The following is an 18,748-nucleotide window of genomic DNA, read 5'->3' on the forward strand; positions in this document are numbered from 1 at the left end:
ACCATAGATTCCGTTTTCTGAGACGACCCCTGATCGGGCTGAATGAGCAGGAATTTCCTGGCGGCAAACCCGATGATGTTTACAGCGTTCGCACATCGATGAACACCCCTCCGGCCGAAGAGGAAATCGAGGAGGAACGTCGGCTGTTTTATGTCGGTATCACTCGCACAAAACAGCAGCTAAATCTGGTGGTCCCTCTTGATGAAGGGCTTGCGCGGTGGCTCAAAAACCGCTGGGATAGCACCCCGAAGAAGTCACCGATAGCTACTCGCTTCGTCTATGAGGCTGGCTGGACTGCTTGTGCGGTTACCAGTGATGCGATCTATAACAGCACGGTAGAGAAACAGAAGGCTGACTTCAGCAAGTTTCACCAATGGTATCTAAGAGATCTTCAGCGGCTAAAAGTCTAGGGCTACCGATACTTTTCGATTTCAGACAGGTGCTCGTTATCCAGATCAATTGTGGCTTTTCTTTCAGAAGCGAGCTTCTTCGCTCGCTTTGCATACTGAAGCCCCTTGGCTGGCTGCTCTCCGCGTAGGATCTGTTCAGCCTGCTTGCTCGTGCTGTGCCCCAGAAAGCGTTCGTACTGCTCGTCAGATACCTCAGTGCCGATCAGTCGTTCGATCCAGCCGCTTTTCGGCGGGTAACTTACGCCCAGCGCAAGCAACTGCCTTTTCTGTACCCACTATTTCCGGCGCGGCCGGCTTCAATCAAGGCTTTGGTTAGAACTACAGCCATTTGGGGACTCTCATACACAAACCTGAACCATGCGGGTCTGATTGGCGGTCAAGATAGCAGCGCATCGAAATCAACACTGAACTCTGCTTCTAAGAACTCAATCGTGGCTGGTTGGCTATCGAGCGATGCTTCCCGTGTAGACTCCAGTGCGCACTCCAATCGACGCAGCAGAGTAAACGGCAAAATGATCTTGCCGAAGTCGGTATGCTTGAAATCCCCCCCCACAGGTCTTCCGCGTTCTTCCAAATGAAATCAGCTTGCGAAGCAGCCGAACCTACGAACTCTGCCATCTTGGCCTCCAACCAACTTTTGCACGAAACGGCACATCTTCCAAAAGAGGGTTGTCAACCAAGTTTTGCACAAAACGGACTTTGATCCATTTCTAACTAAAATCTACAATCCAACCTCAGATTGCAAATAGCCTATGTTTATTACAGATGGTATGGTTCGTGTTTTTGTTTATTCGATGGCAACTGTACTCTTTCTGCCGCTTGGCTTGTTGAAAAGCACGTGGTGGTTTTCACCATTGTTTGCGATAGCTGCTATTGATTACTTAATGTTTCTGCGTCGACAAGGCTAGTTGCTGAACCTCATACCTCAGAGCAATCTGTATGTTTTTTACACCACTGGTTAAAAGGTCAGGCTACGTTCCTGACGTTTTTTAAAAAACAGTTTTATGTTTGATGCGTTACTGGTCTGTCTGGTAACCCAGTGGTACATTACCATTATTAAGGCTGGCTGGCGGTGGTGCATCATGCTTAAACGACCCTCTCTGAGCGTACTTTCCGACAGTCCTGTGCACCGCACCACTTACCCGGCAGGCCTATGTCTTGGTTATTCTTCGTTGTACCTTTTTCTTCAGCTTTATCCCTGACATGTCTGTCTGAACAGTTCTAAGCAAACCGGAATGTTGTCATGGCCAAAGTACAAGGGCTCTTTGTTGGATACCGAAAATTCGCTGTTGATCGCGACTGGCTTCGTCAGCAGGAAGAACAACGTTATCGGGATCGCCAGCGACAATTTGATGAATGGTCCAGGAAATGGGTCACTGTAACCAGGCTCAAAGAGACTCGTTTATGGACTGACGGAGCCATCAGGCGATGGTTGGGTGAACCTCAGCAGCAGGGTAAATATAAAGTTTTCCCCGTTGAAGCGGTTTTGGCTGCTGAGAAGTTGAATGAGTTTCGGCTCTGGCTTAAACCCCGACTGGAAAAGAAACGTGCCCAGCACCACCACTTTTTAATTCCATTTCTGTAAAGTAGAAACAACGGCAGTTCCGGCCGCATTCAAGGCTTCGGCATCTGGTCAGAAATAAAGCGCCATTTTTCAGTATAAGGGAGGTTAGATAGTGGAAGGTATTGAGACACTGAGTTTGCAGCTTGATGAGAATGAAACTATGGCCCTTGCTCAATTAGTTAAACGTCTGAGCTGGAGCGATCTTCGTGGCTGTGCTGTGAGTGACGAAGAAGCCTGGGTAATGAAAAGCGCAATTGAAAAATTACAACAGGCGTTAAGGGAAGAAGGTTATGCGCCTCGATGAGGCTGGCTTCGTTCTTTATTCCGATAACAAATTTGCTTAAGGACTAACTATGAGCCAGCACTGGTATGAGGTGAAAAGCAATCAGGGAATTGTTCAGGTGATTGTTGGGAGAAGATATTAATGTAATGCGTTTCTGCATTACATCAAGCAGATTAGCTTTTTCTGGTCAAAATAGACGATGTGATTTTTCTTTAGCCGAAGTCCATCCGCTCCCCACGCAACCGGTAAAGGTTCGCAGGTTTAATAAAGATAGGTTTCGTATCTCCCTAAGGGTGGGATAGGTAAACTCATAATGGCATCTGTGTTTACTATGTAAGTATTCGGGTAAAATTCATCTAATACAGTAAAGTTTAGTTTCTTACAAAAGCTTAATAAATATGGGTTTTTCACGTCTTCTATTACAACATCGCACCAGGGATTCGATTCACAGCAAAGCTTCAGAAAAGACTTAAACCATCCCTTGTTTTGTATTTCTTCCGGAAGCCGTACCACATGTATGGTCAGACAATCTCCATGATAACGATTAGTACTTTGTCTAAGCCCTACAACAATCCCCTTTTCTTGAATCTGTACACCTGCCTGATGCTCTTTCATGTCGGGCGTATAGTGCCTTGCTCTGTTTAACCAGGCCACCAGCTGCTGAGCCGTACTTGGTGATTCTTCAGCTATCCATTTCAGGTACTTGATGCGGTCCATATGCGCCTCCCTGTACGATTTCCAATGAACAAAGGCTCTACAGTATTAAGCTGCTGTAGAGCTCATTCAACCAAGCTCAAACTGTGCGTATTAAAGGATGCCTAACCTTTTTGGTTCATCGATCCACGGTCTGAATTCTTCCAGTAGATTATCATATAACTTTTCATCGCTAATCGAACCGAAATCATCCATGGCAAAGAAGTGGGTGTTATCAACCCGGCGGTCAGTAAAGTCATCCAGATTTTTGAGGATACCGTAGCTTGAACCACCCAGGCCGACAAACTTCCAGAAGATGGGGTAGTTGGCAGAACGCCGGATTGCATCTTTAATCGCCCGGGTCTTGCTGATCCCGCCATCGGTAATAAATACAACATACACCGGGATTTTCGAGTCCTTAAAGTAGTCGACTATTTCTTCCATCACAGGAGGCTCGTTGTTTGTCCCTCCGAGGCCCGGCAGGTTCTCCCAGGCTGAACGCTTTCCAGCCCCGCGAATGGACTGAATATATGTGTCCAGGTTGTCCAGTGTGACGTTTGGATACTTCTTATGCTTCTCTCCAAATCCCCAGACATCCATTTCACCGTCGTCGTCGAACTGGGCGGCAAGAACGGCGATGCGGTCCAGCACAGACTGAACGTTACCCTTACTGAACTGGCCACTCATTGAGCCGGATGCGTCAAGTACAAATGCAACCGCTGCCTCAAGGGTGTCCAGTTTATTTTTAGTAAGACTGACCGAGGCTTTTTTAGCGAGGCTTACAAGGCGCGGAGATCTGGTTTCCAGTTTCTTTTCCAGACTGATACGAGCAGGCTTTGCTGGCTGCGGAGCTGGCTGTGCGACATCAACGCCATAGCTAATGGCCAGAGGCTCAAGACCACCGTTGAAACCCTGCCCGAGCGCACGAAGCTTCCAGGCGCCATTGTGCCGATATACTTCACCCAGGATAATTGCTTTCTCACTGCGGCCCTGAGTCTCAGCCTGGAACTCAGCGATTCCTTGAGCCTGCATGCTCAACGAACTGAGCCCACTGATGGTATCTTCACCATCAATGACAACTGTGATTGCAATTTTACTGATGTTCGCAGGAACACGATCCAGTGCTATCTCAATGCTGGACTGCTGAGAACCGGTAACGAGCTTTACTGCCCCTTCAGGAGAAGACAGATTATTGTAAAAGATAAAGTCAGAATCGCCGCTGACCTTTCCCTGAGCATTAAGCAGGAACAGGCAGGTATCGGGTTCGCCTTTAAAGCCGGATTTGGTAGGGTACTGAAGATTCAGCCTGATCGCAGATTGCTGAAGTGGTATGTTTTGTCCGGATTGTAGATTCACATTAACTCTCCTGATTTTTGATTATTTTAAAGCGCAGCGTTTATATAGGTTCCCCTGGCTTAGTTCAGGACGCTGGATTTCTGGTGAGGCGTATATATGGTGTGACACCATATTTCATCACGTTGAAGTTTCTATACCTGTTGAATTGGAATTTCCATTGGTCGGGTATTTTATCTTCCAGAACCCGTGCCTTCATAAGTCGCAAACGTAACATATATCAGAGGGGCATGCTGTTGATATAAGGCACGGAATACAGGCTTTAACCAGCAACCAGAGAAAAATCCGTTTCCTGCCTTTAAAAGGCTCACGTCAGAATTAACATCTCTCTGCTTTCTGAGATTCCCGAACCCTTTCTGCCCCCCCCCTCCTGATAGCGGATCGCAACCAAAAAAAACCCCGGCATTGCCGGGGTATGATTCAGCGTTATTTTAGATGTTAACGCCGTGCTGGGAGGCAAGAGCCGCCAGGCCACCGGCAAAGCCCTGACCGACAGCTTTAAACTTCCACTCAGCGCCATGACGATACAGTTCACCGAAGACCATAGCGGTTTCGGTTGAGGCATCTTCAGACAGATCGAAACGGGCAATTTCCGTGCCGTTGTCGTTGTTGTAAACGCGCATGAAGCTGTTGCTCACCATGCCGAAGTTTTGTTTACGCGCTTCTGCATCATAGATGGTAACGGCAAACACCAGTTTTTTGATATCTGCTGAGACTTTGGTCAGATCGATTTTGACCTGCTCATCGTCGCCGTCGCCTTCACCGGTACGGTTGTCGCCCTGGTGCTCTACCGCGCCATCAGGGCTGGTTTTGTTATTGAAGAAAATGAAATGCGCATCTGACAACACTTTACCGTCTTCGCCTACTGCGAACACGGAAGCGTCCAGGTCAAAACCCTGACCATCGGTTACACGGGCATCCCAGCCTAGGCCAACCATAGCAACATTCATGGTTGGTGCTTCTTTGGTCAGAGATACATTGCCGCCTTTTACGAGAGAAACTGCCATTTTTAGCTCCTGCAAACAGTTGAATGAGGGCTGCATTAACAGCCCCGGGTAGAAAAGTTACTTTTTGATCAGGACGCGTTAATGCCGTACTGAGCACATACAGATGCCAGACCACCAGCATAACCCTGACCTACTGCGCGGAATTTCCACTCACCATTGTGGCGATACAGCTCGCCGAACAGCATGGCAGTCTCAGTGGACGCATCTTCGGTCAGATCGTAGCGAGCAACTTCAGTCTGGTTATCGTCATTAACCAGACGAATAAACGCACCGGATACCTGACCAAAGCTCTGGCGACGAGCCTGAGCATCGTGGATGGTCACAACGAAGATGATCTTGTCAACTTCAGACGGGACGGCGTCCAGTTTAATTTTCAGCGATTCATCATCACCATCGCCCTCACCGGTGCGGTTATCGCCGGTGTGCGTTACGGAACCGTCGGATGACGTCAGGTTGTTATAGAAGATGAAATCTGAATCGCCGCGCACTTTGCCGTTTGAGGCCAGCAGGAATGCTGAAGCATCCAGGTCAAAGTCCTGACCGTCTGTTGAACGCGCATCCCAGCCAAGGCCCACCAGGACGTTTTTCATTGACGGAGCTGCTTTACTTAGGGAGACGTTCCCGCCTTTGGAAAGAGAAACACTCATAAAATAACCTCTTCGATTAGTAATTGTTCAGGTTAACACTTAAGGGGATTAACTCCCCTTTTCCTCAGATTCAGGTTTGCCCGGGAACATGACGCTTGCGAGAATGCCCAGCGCCAGTACACCCAGTACAACATACAGGCTGGTTGTTGCCGCGATGCTGTAACCATGATGCCAGATGTGATCGGTCGCATTCAGGCCGAGTTTTGCCGCGATGAAGAACAGCAGCACGATAACGGCCTTCTCCAGATGAACCAGGTACTGTTTCAGTGCCTCAAGGACAAAGTACAGAGTACGCAGGCCCAGGATAGCAAACATCATGGCACTATAGACGATAAGCGGTTCACGACTGACGGCAATGATTGCCGGTACCGAGTCAAACGCGAACATTACGTCCGAGAGTTCAACCACAGCCACACACAGGAACAGCGGGGTCGCATACAGCGCCGCTTTTTTACCACGGCCAATGGTGACATCGCTGTTTTCTGGTTTCGCCAGTTCAGCATCCACTTCCTTCTGGTTAAGCAGGAAGGCATGCCCTCTGAGCTTCGGCCAGATAGGGAAGAAGCGTTTAACCATGCGGTAAGCCAGATGCTGGGAGTAATCCTCAATTTCATCATCGTCATCACCGCTTTTAAGCATCATGACCGCTGTCCAGGCAACGATAATAGCGAAGACAACTTCAACATACGGCCCCAGACTCAGCAGGCTCGTACCGATGGCGACAAAGATGCCCCTGAAGACAATGGCACCAATGATCCCCCAGTAGAGAACACGGTGGCGATAACGATCCGGAACGGCGAACCAGGAGAAGATGGCCATCATGACGAACAGGTTATCGACCGACAGCACTTTCTCCAGCGCATAACCCGTGACAAACAGACTGGCAACCTCAGCACCGTGGTGGATATAGAGGAAACCGGCAAATGCCATCGCAACCACAACCCAGAATACGGACCAGAGCGCCGCACTCTTCAGCGAAATAGGCTTGTCATCACGGTGCATAAACAGGTCAATAAAGATGGCACCGACTGAAAGCGCAATAAAAACAATGACCGTTTCAGTCGGGAAGCCGATGTGTGTGGAAACCATATTTTACCCTTAGGGATGTGGATCAGAGGCCAAATTCAGCCGGGTCGAAGCCCAACGCGATAGCGATCTCGCGGGAGGCCAGTTTCTCGTCCTGATCGAAGTTACCGTCACTTTTCGCAACGGCAATACCAACACGTAAGGCCAGCTGAGCGGCCTCAGGCTGATCTTTCAGCGCCAGGATGTATTTCATGGTTTCGCCCTTGCCGATTTCAACATCGAAATCGAAGCTTGAAACCAGTTTATTGAAGAACTCAATCACCTCATTGGTATCGAAGACCTTCAGCTCTTCTGAAGAGCGCAGAAAGCCCATCATTTTCTGCTTTTCTTCCGAACTTACGCCGTCACTCGATACGGCAATACGGGCACATACAGCAACGGTGCCCTGCATGAATTTTTTGTTTTTGAAACGGCCAACCTGGCGGGTCAGTTCGTCACGGCCTGAGTTAATGGCACCTTTAACTTTGTCGAAAAAGCTCATACCTGTTTCCTTTGTTGCTGTGTTATTTAGAACCGGCGCTCCAGCGAAATCCCCAGCCAAATGCCCGGTCCATTTCGTCCTGGCCTTTGAAGTACTGGTTAATTCGCTCGACTTTAATTGCGCCGTTTTCGTTTACGAGTCTGGCAATGGCGCACAATGTGCGACGGTTTTCACCTTCGGTCAGGCGGGTCTCAATGGGCGGTTGATCCGGCACATGAATGGTGACCACACCATCAGTCTTGTCCCAGCTGGGAACACCTTCATAAATAAAGGCGTAAATCAGCACTTCGCGGATATGCTTCCATTCACGTCCATTGATATGCAGCCACTCGCCGTCTGATACATCACCCGTCCGGTCATCGCCCTTGAGCTGAACATACGGTTCATCGCGATAATCACCGAATGCATTACCGAGCGCCTGAATGACCGATTTATACCCGTCCTGAAGCTCAACAAAGGCCCCCAGATCCAGGTCGATTCCTTTGGAGCCGAACATGCCTGCAAAGCCTGATTTGCCGCTGCCCCGGTGCCAGTTCAGGTTGATCCGGATTTCACCGAAGTTATCCCGTTTGGTCAGGCTGATTGCAGGCTTCTCTTTTGTCAGCGATACCTTGCTCAGGCTGATTTTTGTCTCAACTGGCGGAGGGGTTACAACCGGAGGAGTCGGGGCTGCGGGAGCCGGTTCGTCGGCAATATTTACGCCGAAATGCTCTGCCAGCGGTTTAAGTCCACCGTTGAACCCCTGCGCAACGAAGCGGAATTTCCAGTCATTATTACGACGGTAAAATTCACCCAGAATTAAGGCTGCTTCCTGACGGCCGCTCAGTTCGACACTGCCGCTAACCAGGCCGGTAGCCCCTTGCTCCACGTCGATGGAAAGATTACGAAGACCGGACACCGTCTGCCCACCGTCACAGGTCACGGTGAACGCAATTTTCTGGACATCAGGTTTCAGCCGGTTGAGCGCGACAGTAAAGGTTGAGTACTGGCCTTCACTGACCAGGCTGACGGTACCATCATCGTTACGTGGCTGACCATAAAACACCATGTCCGCATCACCCTGCACCTTCCCGTCGGCATACAGGCGAAACGCCGAAGCATCCACCTGGCCGCCCGAGGTGATCCGGACCCGCAACTCCTGGGCTGGAACGGGGGCATTGCCCCCCGGCGTCAGGTTCATTAGCGAATAACCGCTGAAACGATATCGGAGTGCATATCGTCAATTGTGCGGCCGCGACAGGCATGGCCAAGGGCGGTAAAGTCCCAGTTGCCGTTATTACGGCGCAGCGAAGAAATAACGATCCCGGTATGTGAGCCCTGCTCAGTCAGCTTGTAGCGAGCCAGCTCTTTGCCGGTTTGATCGACAACGCGGCAGAACGCGTTTTCGACGTCATTGAACGACTGACCACGGAAGCTGTTTACCGTAAACGCCAGGTATTCAACGTTTGCAGGCAGTCGGGAGAGGTTGACATTAATCACCTCATCGTCACCGTCACCTTCACCGGTCAGGTTATCGCCACTGTGCACAACAGCGCCGCAGGTGGATTCCAGTTTGCGGAACCAGATGGTGTCAATTGTTTTACCGGTGCTGTCCATTAATACGCAGCCAGCATCGAGATCGATTGAGTCGTTGCCTCCAAACAATCCTCCAAGAAGACCTTTTTTCTTAACCGGATCCCAACCGAGACCGAAATGAAGCTGGCTTAATGCAGATGATTCTTTGCTGAGTGATACCGTCTGGTTCTTAACTAATGAAACCATGTTTTATTCCTTAAAATGGTAATGACCGAGACAATCAAAGGTATATTTAGTAACTGACGAAGAAAATCATATCATGATGAAGTTCTCTGACAAGGGAAATTTTGGTAGTTTTCTGTAAAAACACAAAAAGAAATCCTTTTCAGGGTGTTAATTTTCTAAGTTTAATTTAAATATCAATGTGTTATCAGGAATCCAAAAAACCTGACGCACTCCATAACCACAGGAGTTATAAATCATATTATGATTGACATGTAGCTTAGACACTCATAGACTCACTTCTCAATCATAAATTTGCATGGCGTTCCGGATAATTAAAAAAAATGAACAAGAAAATTTGGTTTATGGAAGGTTTATCCTCCCAGCGAGATATTATTCAGGGGGTAAAATCATTTGCAAAAAAAAATAATTTTGCCATTACCGTTTTTGCCTCCCACCGTAACGAAAGAAATGAAATCCTTTCCGTTGCCGACTATTCTTTGACTGAACCTGAAGATCCTCAAAAACGTCTTCAGTTTATCCAGGAAACCATTCAGTCCTACGGCATCCACCATATTCATACTGGCCGTAACAGCCAGTGGTTTGAAGAACACCGTTCAGCCATTGAATCGACCGGTGCCACCCTTACTACCGGTGCAACGGGCGTCGACTGGTTAACTCTGGCTGACGAAAAAGTTACTTTTGCTCAGTTTATGGAGCAAAAGGGTCTCCCGGTCGTACCATCCTGGCGGGTGAATACGCTGGCAGAATTAAAAACACACCTCGCGGCCCCGCCGTTCACTGACAGCCCGGTATGCGTGAAGCCGGTGACGGGTATCTATGGCATGGGATTCTGGCGCTTTGATGACAGTGCTTCGCCTATGGCCGTCTTTAATCATCCCGAACATCGTCTGGTCAGTCCGCAACAGTATATTGCAGCAGCATCAGCTGCTGAGTCGTTTAAACCCCTTGTTTTGATGCCGTACCTGCCAGGCCCGGAATTTTCCGTCGATATCCTCGCGGATAAGGGCGAAATACTCGCAGCCGTGGGACGCCGTAAGGAAGGGGTTATCCAGTATCTGGTAAACGAAGGAAGCGCCTGGGAACTGGCGTGTGACTGCGCCAGGGTTATGAAGGCCGACGGGCTGGTGAATGTTCAGACGCGAAACGATGTGAATGGCAACCCGGTGCTGCTTGAAACCAACATGCGTCCGTCAGGGGGGGTGGGTTATACCCTTCACAGCGGGGTGAACCTTCCTGGGTTATTTGCTGCCTTTAAGCTCGGTCTGATGTCTGAAGATATGGTGCGCCAGAGCGCTAAAAACACCTTTTCTCCGGTTGCGGTGAGATCCATTACGGATGTAATTGCATACCCGGAATCACTCTCTAACCTTCTGAATTAAGGCGTATTTATGTCTGATATCCTCGAAGATATGATTTATCGCCGTACCCTCTCATGCGGTACGATTCAGGTAACCCGCGACCAGGGTGAAGTTTCGCTCGATGACCTGTTTGACATCGCTGAAAGACGTAACCCGAAACGCGCCTTTCTGTTTGTCAGCAAAGTACTCGGCAGGCACATTCCCGTGCCACCCTCAGTCATGCGGCAGGCCTACAGACAGCTTGCCAGCCAGTTCCCCTCGACACTGACAGGACCCGTACTGTTTATCGGTATGGCTGAAACCGCCGTTGGGCTTGGGGCCGGTGTATTTGATGAAGTGCGCCACCAGCATCCTGAATCTGTCTATCTGACCTCTACCCGTCACCCGGTTGATGGCACGTTGCTTTGCGAGTTCAAGGAAGAACACAGCCACGCCACCGATCATCTGATCTATCTGCCAGATGATGAAGAGAAAAGACGTCGTGTTACCAACGCACGAACGCTGGTTTTGATTGATGACGAGGCAACCACCGGTAATACCTTTATTAACCTGCTTTCAGCCCTGCGTAATACCGGCAAGCTTCAACATATTGAACAGGTTATAGCCGTTACGCTTACCGACTGGAGTGGCAAAGCCTTGTCCGAGCGCAGCACCTTACCAGTCACTTCGGTTTCTCTTGTAAGCGGTAAGTGGGGATGGACCCCATTACCTGATGCACCTGTCCCGGACATGCCGAAAGTCAACGTAACTTCACGAGGAGAATGGGACATCCAGGGAAAACAGTCCTGGGGCCGACTGGGGATGCTCGCACCTGCGGCCGATCTCGGCCATGAGGTCTCCGTCCACAAGGGGGAACGTATTCTGGTTCTCGGGACCGGGGAATTCGTCTGGGAGCCGTTCCTGCTTGCTGAACGGCTCGAAGCTGCCGGAGCACAGGCATTTTATGGATCGACCACCCGCTCCCCTATCGCCGTTGGTTATGCCATTGAGTCCGCCATTTCCTTTACGGATAACTACGGGCTGGGCATCCCCAATTTTGTCTATAACGTCGCCCACCAGCAGTTTGACCGCATTCTTGTGTGTACTGAGACACCCGCAGAAAGTATTGACACGCAGCTTCTTAAAGCGCTGGCTGAGGTTGCGGCCGTCGTGGAGATTGTTACCTATGAATAAACCCGTTGTTCTGAGCGACCTTGACGACACGCTCTTTCAGACCCGTCGTAAAATGGTGGACGAGCTGGCCCTGGAGCCATTCCGTACCGGTGCCGTTGATCGCACCCTGAATCCACGAAGCTTTATGACGGAAGAACAGTCCATGTTGGTGGACTGGCTCCTGGAGCAGGCTGAACTCATACCCGTTACCGCACGGGGAACTGAAGAAATCAGCCGCGTACGGATCCCTTTCCACTCCTGGGCAATCACCACTCACGGGGCCGTCATTCTCACGCCAGAAGGCAAACCCGACGAGGAGTGGAAGGCCCATATGCTCGGCCAGCTGGCTCCCTATCAGGAAAAGCTGACATCGATGCAGCGTCTGATCACTGAAATGATGGACGCAAAAGGGATCAATGCCTGGGCAAGGCTGAACTTCGAATACGGTGAAACGGCGGTTTATATGGTGATGAAGCACCGCGACAGCACCCGCCTTGACGAGCTCAATGCCATTGCAGATGAGATAGAAACGGTGTTTCCGACCGAGGGCTTCTACATCCACCGCAACAGTAATAACGTGGCCTGGCTTCCCACCGCGGTTGAGAAAGGGCTGGCAGTCAGATGGCTTCTTGAAAAACTTCGGGCTGAACGCGGAGTCTTCCCCGTAATTGGTCTGGGCGACAGCCTGAGCGATCATCGTTTTATGAAACTGTGCAGCTGGTTTGGCATCCCGCGTCAGAGTCAGTTTGCAGATGCCATTTCACAGCGAATTTTTGGAGAAAATTAAAATGCAGCCACATGACACATTTACCGGCTCATACCAGCCCGGTGACGTGGAATTTCTGCTAAAGCCGGTAGTCATTGAGATGACGCCGGTTGAGCAAAAAGAAGAGCTGATTCAGTCAGGGAAGAAACATTATTCGGACATGCTCAGTCAGGAGCCAGCGCCAACACAATGGCATCTTGATTTGTTTCACCGGGCGCTGGATCGGGGCGCAGAGAGACTTGCAAAAGAAGTCACACAGCTCGCTATTGCTCTGGCCGAACGCTTCGGTGATGAGCCCATTGTACTGGCCAGTCTCGTCAGAGCTGGCGTGCCGCTCGGCGTTATGCTGCACCAGGCCCTGCGTGACATGGGGAAAACCTCATGGCATTACGGTATCAGCATTATCCGGGATCGTGGAATTGACGGTGCAGCCCTCGACGTCATTGAAGAGCGCCATGGTACCAGCGGTATTGTCTTTGTTGACGGATGGACAGGTAAAGGCGCAATTACCGGAGAGCTTGTACGCGCACTGAAAGATCGCCCGGGCTATCCTGAGCAGCCGCGACTGGTTGTCCTGGCCGATCCCTGTGGCTGCTCCTGGCTTGCAGCCAGTGATGATGACTGGCTCATTCCTTTTGGCATCATGGGTGCGCCGGTATCAGGCCTGATCTCCCGGTCAGTATGGTCCTCTGAAGGATTACATGGGTGCATGGTTTGCGAGCATCTCAGTGAATTCGAATGCAGCCGGATGCTTGTCGATACCGTCGCCCATTTCCGTAAGAAGTTAACCCCGTCATCCCTCGCTACCCTGAGCTGGAATATGGAGTCAGCCCGGGTCTTATGGCAGACAAGTCGCGACGTTATCGCGTTCCTGGCCGATGAATTTAAAGTGGACAGCGTCAATCGTATTAAACCCGGTATTGCTGAAGCAACCCGGGCTGTATTACGTCGGGTACCGGACCATGTATTTGTGCGTTCTATTGACGACCCGGACGTTGCCTTGCTTGTAGGGCTTGCTCGTGAAAAGGGAATAGTTGTTACAGAAATGGGGGGAACCCTCGGCCAGTATCGGGCTGTAACCATTATCAAGAAGGTACTCTGATGAAAAATCGTCTTTCTCCCTGGAATCTGGGAGCCACGCTATACATGCCTGCAACACGGGAAGATATTGCTGATGCCGTCCTGCACGGGAAAATCCCGGGTTTGCGCTCTCTGGTGATTTGCCTGGAGGATGCTGTCAGTGAAGCAGACATCCCCATCGCCCTCAAAAATCTGGAGCACCTGCTGCACGAGCTCAGTAACAGCATGCGTAGCCTGGGTAAAAATGACTGGCCTCTGGTGTTCATTCGCCCCCGGCATGCCGACATGGGCAGATGGTTAAAAGCGCATTATGATCTTTCCGCTGTCGATGGGTTTGTGTTGCCGAAATTTACCCTCAGTTCGTTAGCTGAATGGTGGGATATCATGGGCGGGACTCACCTGTGCATGATGCCAACGCTGGAAACAGAAGACGTCTTTGACGTGGTTCAGATGCGCGAGCTGGCCACTCGCCTGGTGGAACATCCCTGCCACGACCGCATTATTGCGCTTCGAATCGGCGGCAACGATCTTATGAACGTTGTGTCGCTTCGCCGCCCCCGGGACCTGACGCTGTATGACAGCCCGATGGGCTACGTCATCAAAATGCTCGTTTCAGTCTTCGGCCCGCGTGATTTTGCCCTGACCGCGCCCGTATGTGAGCATATTGACGATCATGCCGTTATGGCCAGAGAGCTGGCTCTTGATATGGCACATGGGCTTGTTGGGAAAACGGCCATTCACCCGGGTCAGATAGAGGTCATTCAAAACGCGCTGATGGTCACTCAGGGTGAGTATTCTGACGCTCTGCGGATCCTGAACTCTACCCAGGCCGTGTTTAAGTCGCAGGGAGCAATGTGTGAACCCGCCACACATCGCCGCTGGGCGGCTGGCATTCTGGACAGAGCTCGTTTTTATGGGTTACAGAACGAGCAAAGCGCTGATGGAATCAGATTACTTACCGTGACCCAGCATCATTAAGGAAATCATAATGGGGTTCAGGTTCAGAAAGTCGATCAACATTATTCCTGGCGTTCGCCTCAACCTGAGTAACGGTGCACCGAGCCTGAGTGTCGGGCCGAGAGGTGCTTCCGTTTCTTTTGGTAGCCGGGGGACCTATGCCAATCTGGGCTTGCCCGGTACCGGGCTGAGTTACCGTACCCGGCTTGACCGGGCCGCGCGTTCCGGAGGTGGAAACCGGACGGCAACCGACCCGGGGCTCAGACAGGCGCTTGAGCAGGAAGCCGCTGAACTCATGTCAGCGGTAACCGCAATCCGTAATATTCACGAGCTGACGCCGGATCCAAAAACAGGCATCAGCTGGGCAGAGCTGGAAGCAGTATACCTGCATAACAGAACGTCGCCTTTTCAGGTTCCGGCACCGGTGCGTCCAGAAAAGCCAGACTACCTTGCATTGCCGGAAAAGCCTGCCGAGAGCGAAGGCATTAGTTTTCTGGGTAAATGGTTTGAATCGGAATCAGCTAAAGCTGAGCGCCACGCCGAAAATCTTCGCCGGTGGCAGCAGGAGCTGATTGATGTGGAGCGTGAGAATACCCTTCGACAGCACCGGTACCAGCAACAACGGACGGCCTGGGCCGAACAGTATGCAAACTGGAAGTTTGAAGCAGAAGAACATGAAAAACGGCTCGCCACGGCTCAGGCAGATGCCCGGCAGCAGTTCCGGACAGACGCCGCGTTTTTCGAATCATACCTGGCGGGTGTGCTGGCAGAAACTGAATGGCCGCGTGAAACGATTGTTGCATTTGAAGTAAAGCCGGAGCTATCAGCAGTCCTGCTGGACGTTGATTTAGCTGAGATTGAAGATTTCCCTGATAAGATTTACGGCGTTAATGCCCGGGGCACGGAGCTGACGGAAAAAGCCATGACGCAAAAAGCCGTACGCGAAAACTATGCCCGCCACGTCCATGGCTGCTTGTTCCGCCTGGTCGGTATCGTTTTACATACGCTACCTTTCGACAACGTGATTGTGTCAGGCTTTACGCAACGGGTCAGTAAGCGGACCGGCTATCTGGAGGATGAGTATATCCTGTCCTGCAAATGCACTCGCAGCCAGATGTCGTCAGTAAATTTTGCAGGCATAGAACACATTGATCCGGTTGAAGCGTTAGGCGATCACCCGGTTATTCGAAAGATGAGCAGTACCTTCATTTTTCAGCCTATTGAACCACTAACCCTTTAAGCAGGCTAAATCTTACGATGCAATTAAATACCAGACAGGCCCGGATTTTTAAGCTTGCCAACTTACTGGGCACCGGCAAGCCCGTTTCCGCTGCCGACATTATAACCAGTCTGGAATGCTCAGAGCCGACATTAACCCGGGCCCTCAAAGAGCTACGCGAGTCATATTCTGCGGAGATCAAATACAGCAAGGCAGGTCATTCCTACCATCTCGTTAATCCGGGCCAGCTGGATAAAAAGACCCTTCGCCGGATGAATGAAGCGCTCGCACAGAATGCTGAACTGAAAACCGGTGAGTCTACAGGGAAGGTCGTACTCGATAAGGATAAAAAAACAGCCGTGTCCTTATCGCTACGCATGCGGATCTTAAGAAAAATTGACCGTCTGGCTGCGCTGAGTGGCTCGACCCGAAGTGAAGCGGTAGAGAAGCTGGCTCTGCACTCCGTTGACGAACTGATAAAAGAATACAGCGCTAAAAAGTCCTGACGCTAAATCTCAGACCGGGGTGAAAACCCCGGTTTTGTCATATTTTACCTCTGTATTGGCGTGACGTAGTTTTGATCTATTCTCCTCCCGCAATGCCAGCAGCGCCTTACTGACTACAAAACCTGGTGTCTTGACATCCTCTTGTGCTACACATCAATCTTTGGGCGTTTTACACTCCATTCATGCAGATCTGTGATGTATGATGAATTTCATACATAAGACAGTTTATTTGTCCGAGTTTTTTCAGAAATCTTATATTCCAGTCCGGTCTGAATTATTTTTCTGTTGATAAGAGGCCATTCACATGTCGGTAATTCTATGGTGGTTAACTTATTTCTTTAATGCCGCTTCTGAGTATTTAATCTCCACCCGACAGATGTCGTGCCGTTTTATCAAATCAACAAACCCTGGCCTCTTCCTGAAACTACTCTCCTCTTCCGATCTCTTAAGAAGGAATTACATTTGAGACGCTTACCCGTATATCTGCTACTCGACACGTCCGGCTCTATGCACGGAGAGCCTATCGAAGCGGTTAAAAATGGCGTTCAGACGCTGCTTACCACGCTGAAACAGGATCCGTATGCACTCGAAACGGCTCACGTGTCAGTGATCACCTTTGATTCTTCAGCCCGACAGGCAGTCCCCCTGACAGACCTCCTGAGTTTCCAGATGCCAGCACTAACAGCCAGCGGCACCACGTCTCTTGGCGAAGCGCTTTCCCTCACGGCCAGCTCCATTGCCAAAGAAGTACAGAAAACGACGGCTGACACTAAAGGTGACTGGCGTCCCCTTGTATTCCTGATGACGGATGGAAGTCCGAATGATGACTGGCGTAAAGGCCTGAATGACTTTAAAGCGGCCAGAACCGGCGTTGTTGTGGCATGTGCAGCCGGGCATGATGCCGATACCAGCGTCCTCAAAGAAATCACTGAAATCGTGGTTCAGCTCGATACAGCTGACAGTTCGACGATTAAAGCTTTCTTTAAATGGGTCAGTGCGAGCATTTCGGTAGGCAGTCAGAAAGTGGAGTCCAGCAAAAAAGAAGTGATCGGTCTTGAAGACCTGCCACCGCCGCCGCCAGAAGTAAATGTGGTCTTATAATTTTATTGATTAAGGGGATATCATGTCTGTCAGTCTGAGCAAAGGCCAGGGCGTAAGCCTGAAAAAAAATGAATACGATCTCTCGTCCGTTACTATCGGCCTCGGTTGGGATATTAATGAGGAAAAGAAAGGTTTTCTCGGCGGGATCTTTGGTAAAAAAGAAGAAGAATACGACCTTGATGTGATCGCTTTCCTGTGTAATTCAGCCGGAAAGGTGACCGATCTCGGCAATGTGGAAAATGGTAAACCAACGCTTGTGAATGGCGATATCATCTTTTTCAACAGCCTTCGCCATAAGTCAGGCAATATCTGGCTGACGGGCGATAACCGAACCGGAGCCGGTGACGGTGACGATGAGCAAATTATTGTGCGCCTGAATTCCCTTGACGCTCAGTACGAGAAAATTGTGTTCATCGTTCAGATCTACAATGGTGAAAAGCTCCAGCAGCACTTTGGTAAAGTTCAGAATGCCTTCATCCGGGCAGTAGATGCCCGTAATATTGAAATGGCACGATTCGATCTTTCTGGCGGACCCGCCTTCGCCAGCCAGCGCTCCATGGTCTTTGCCGAGCTGATACGCGAGGCTACAGGCTGGAAACTCAGGGCAATTGGTGAGCCTTCAGAATCAGATTCGTTTGTCTCGCACCTGAGGAATTACATGTGATGCGCCGCCTGCCTGTTTACCTTGTTATCGACACATCCGGCTCGATGCGCGGTGAGTCAATCCATTCCGTTAACGTTGGAATTCAGGCGATGCTTAGCGCTCTTCGCCAGGATCCCTACGCCCTCGAAAGCGTTCATATCTCCATTATCACCTATGACAATGAGGCGCGTGAGTTCATTCCTCTCACGCCGCTGGAAGACTTCCAGTTTTCTGACATCGTTGTGCCAAGCGCAGGCGGGACGTTCACCGGTGCTGCCCTTGAATGTCTGATGCAGTGTGTTGAACGGGATGTACGTCGCTCAGATGGTGATACCAAAGGAGACTGGCGTCCTCTGGTATTCCTGATGACTGATGGAACCCCTTCTGATGCCCTGGCGTACGGTGAAGCGGTAAAAGCGATTCGCGGCCGGGGATTCGGATCCATCATTGCCTGCGCCGTTGGTCCTAAAGCAGGCCATGAGCACTTAAAACAGCTCACCGATAAGGTTGTGTCTCTGGAGACGCTAGATTCAACCGCGTTTGCAGGTTTCTTTAAATGGGTATCGGCCAGCGTGTCTTCCGGCAGCACAAGCGCGGGGATTAATAACGGAACTGATACCCTTCCCCCTCCTCCACCAGAAATCCAGCTGGTGCTCTGACAGACAGAAAGGTGCTGTTTCC

Annotated in this window: 22 protein-coding genes and 1 pseudogene; 13 read left to right on the forward strand and 10 right to left on the reverse strand. The window is 50.5% G+C overall.

Translation table 11 applies throughout. The annotated features are described in order from the left end of the window. A partial coding sequence (locus GV764_RS03050) for a 3'-5' exonuclease (RefSeq protein ID WP_276519479.1) occupies nt 1-410 on the forward strand: 410 nt, incomplete at its 5' end. Between the two features lie 2 nt (nt 411-412). Here GV764_RS03050 and GV764_RS03055 read toward each other — a convergent pair. Beyond that, nucleotides 413-667, reverse strand: coding sequence for a hypothetical protein (locus GV764_RS03055; protein WP_000880375.1), 255 nt, complete (start codon nt 665-667; stop codon nt 413-415). Between the two features lie 140 nt (nt 668-807). Next, nucleotides 808-1,028, reverse strand: a pseudogene (locus GV764_RS03060) (type I restriction-modification system subunit M N-terminal domain-containing protein); the annotation flags it as partial. A 625-nt stretch (nt 1,029-1,653) separates the two neighbouring features. Between GV764_RS03060 and GV764_RS03065 the strand changes: the two are divergent. Further along, a complete protein-coding gene (locus GV764_RS03065) occupies nt 1,654-1,995 on the forward strand; it encodes a hypothetical protein (protein ID WP_001151572.1) in 342 nt (113 codons plus the stop codon). A 91-nt stretch (nt 1,996-2,086) separates the two neighbouring features. Continuing rightward, a complete protein-coding gene (locus GV764_RS03070) occupies nt 2,087-2,278 on the forward strand; it encodes a DUF7706 family protein (RefSeq protein ID WP_000398479.1) in 192 nt (63 codons plus the stop codon). A gap of 240 nt (nt 2,279-2,518) precedes the next feature. Here GV764_RS03070 and GV764_RS03075 read toward each other — a convergent pair whose 3' ends face one another. From GV764_RS03075 to GV764_RS03110, 8 genes are all read right to left on the reverse strand, one after another. Beyond that, nucleotides 2,519-2,974 (reverse strand): hypothetical protein, encoded by a 456-nt coding sequence (locus GV764_RS03075; protein WP_000374058.1) that lies wholly within the window; start codon nt 2,972-2,974, stop codon nt 2,519-2,521. Nucleotides 2,975-3,064: 90 nt separating this feature from the next. After that, nucleotides 3,065-4,306, reverse strand: a complete 1,242-nt coding sequence (locus GV764_RS03080; protein ID WP_161656774.1) for a vWA domain-containing protein — start codon at nt 4,304-4,306, stop codon at nt 3,065-3,067. A 428-nt stretch (nt 4,307-4,734) separates the two neighbouring features. Then, nucleotides 4,735-5,310 (reverse strand): TerD family protein, encoded by a 576-nt coding sequence (locus tag GV764_RS03085; RefSeq protein ID WP_000301247.1) that lies wholly within the window; start codon nt 5,308-5,310, stop codon nt 4,735-4,737. 68 nt (nt 5,311-5,378) lie between these two features. After that, nucleotides 5,379-5,957 carry a tellurium resistance membrane protein TerD gene (terD, locus tag GV764_RS03090; protein ID WP_000116680.1) on the reverse strand — a complete coding sequence of 193 codons (579 nt, stop codon included), beginning with the start codon at nt 5,955-5,957 and terminating at the stop codon, nt 5,379-5,381. 48 nt (nt 5,958-6,005) lie between these two features. Continuing rightward, nucleotides 6,006-7,046 carry a tellurium resistance membrane protein TerC gene (gene terC / locus GV764_RS03095; protein WP_000255079.1) on the reverse strand — a complete coding sequence of 347 codons (1,041 nt, stop codon included), beginning with the start codon at nt 7,044-7,046 and terminating at the stop codon, nt 6,006-6,008. A 22-nt stretch (nt 7,047-7,068) separates the two neighbouring features. Continuing rightward, entirely contained in the window at nt 7,069-7,524 is a 456-nt protein-coding gene (locus tag GV764_RS03100; RefSeq protein WP_000007449.1) for a tellurite resistance TerB family protein, read from the reverse strand. 22 nt (nt 7,525-7,546) lie between these two features. Further along, nucleotides 7,547-8,704 carry a TerD family protein gene (locus GV764_RS03105; protein WP_001054786.1) on the reverse strand — a complete coding sequence of 386 codons (1,158 nt, stop codon included), beginning with the start codon at nt 8,702-8,704 and terminating at the stop codon, nt 7,547-7,549. Beyond that, nucleotides 8,704-9,285, reverse strand: coding sequence for a tellurium resistance-associated protein TerZ (locus tag GV764_RS03110; RefSeq protein ID WP_000254137.1), 582 nt, complete (start codon nt 9,283-9,285; stop codon nt 8,704-8,706). Before GV764_RS03110 ends, GV764_RS03105 begins: the two co-directional genes overlap by 1 nt. Nucleotides 9,286-9,605: 320 nt before the next feature. Here GV764_RS03110 and GV764_RS03115 point away from each other — a divergent pair, with 320 nt between their 5' ends. The 10 genes from GV764_RS03115 to GV764_RS03160 all read left to right on the forward strand — a co-directional run bounded on the left by GV764_RS03115 (nt 9,606) and on the right by GV764_RS03160 (nt 18,726). Next, nucleotides 9,606-10,664, forward strand: a complete 1,059-nt coding sequence (locus tag GV764_RS03115; RefSeq protein WP_012695441.1) for an ATP-grasp domain-containing protein — start codon at nt 9,606-9,608, stop codon at nt 10,662-10,664. Between the two features lie 9 nt (nt 10,665-10,673). Further along, on the forward strand, nt 10,674-11,816 hold the full coding sequence (locus GV764_RS03120) for a phosphoribosyltransferase domain-containing protein (protein ID WP_001280115.1): 1,143 nt from the start codon (nt 10,674-10,676) through the stop codon (nt 11,814-11,816). Then, nucleotides 11,809-12,582, forward strand: a complete 774-nt coding sequence (locus GV764_RS03125; protein ID WP_001040058.1) for an HAD family hydrolase — start codon at nt 11,809-11,811, stop codon at nt 12,580-12,582. The genes GV764_RS03120 and GV764_RS03125 overlap by 8 nt, the downstream gene beginning before the upstream one ends. Nucleotide 12,583: 1 nt before the next feature. After that, nucleotides 12,584-13,663, forward strand: a complete 1,080-nt coding sequence (locus tag GV764_RS03130; RefSeq protein WP_001585166.1) for a cysteine protease StiP family protein — start codon at nt 12,584-12,586, stop codon at nt 13,661-13,663. Then, on the forward strand, nt 13,663-14,619 hold the full coding sequence (locus tag GV764_RS03135) for an HpcH/HpaI aldolase/citrate lyase family protein (RefSeq protein ID WP_031942304.1): 957 nt from the start codon (nt 13,663-13,665) through the stop codon (nt 14,617-14,619). Before GV764_RS03130 ends, GV764_RS03135 begins: the two co-directional genes overlap by 1 nt. A gap of 10 nt (nt 14,620-14,629) precedes the next feature. Further along, nucleotides 14,630-15,838 carry a DUF4236 domain-containing protein gene (locus tag GV764_RS03140; RefSeq protein WP_011152964.1) on the forward strand — a complete coding sequence of 403 codons (1,209 nt, stop codon included), beginning with the start codon at nt 14,630-14,632 and terminating at the stop codon, nt 15,836-15,838. Nucleotides 15,839-15,855: 17 nt separating this feature from the next. Then, on the forward strand, nt 15,856-16,323 hold the full coding sequence (gene terW, locus GV764_RS03145; RefSeq protein WP_001176767.1) for a tellurium resistance protein TerW: 468 nt from the start codon (nt 15,856-15,858) through the stop codon (nt 16,321-16,323). A 462-nt stretch (nt 16,324-16,785) separates the two neighbouring features. Beyond that, entirely contained in the window at nt 16,786-17,424 is a 639-nt protein-coding gene (locus GV764_RS03150) for a vWA domain-containing protein (RefSeq protein WP_001253657.1), read from the forward strand. A gap of 22 nt (nt 17,425-17,446) precedes the next feature. Next, on the forward strand, nt 17,447-18,088 hold the full coding sequence (locus GV764_RS03155; protein WP_000116681.1) for a TerD family protein: 642 nt from the start codon (nt 17,447-17,449) through the stop codon (nt 18,086-18,088). Further along, nucleotides 18,088-18,726 (forward strand): vWA domain-containing protein, encoded by a 639-nt coding sequence (locus GV764_RS03160; protein WP_001253658.1) that lies wholly within the window; start codon nt 18,088-18,090, stop codon nt 18,724-18,726. Before GV764_RS03155 ends, GV764_RS03160 begins: the two co-directional genes overlap by 1 nt. The last annotated feature ends 22 nt before the right edge of the window (nt 18,727-18,748 follow it).

The organism is Atlantibacter hermannii, assembly GCF_009907385.1.
In the GTDB taxonomy this organism is placed as follows: Bacteria; Pseudomonadota; Gammaproteobacteria; order Enterobacterales; family Enterobacteriaceae; genus Atlantibacter; species Atlantibacter hermannii_A.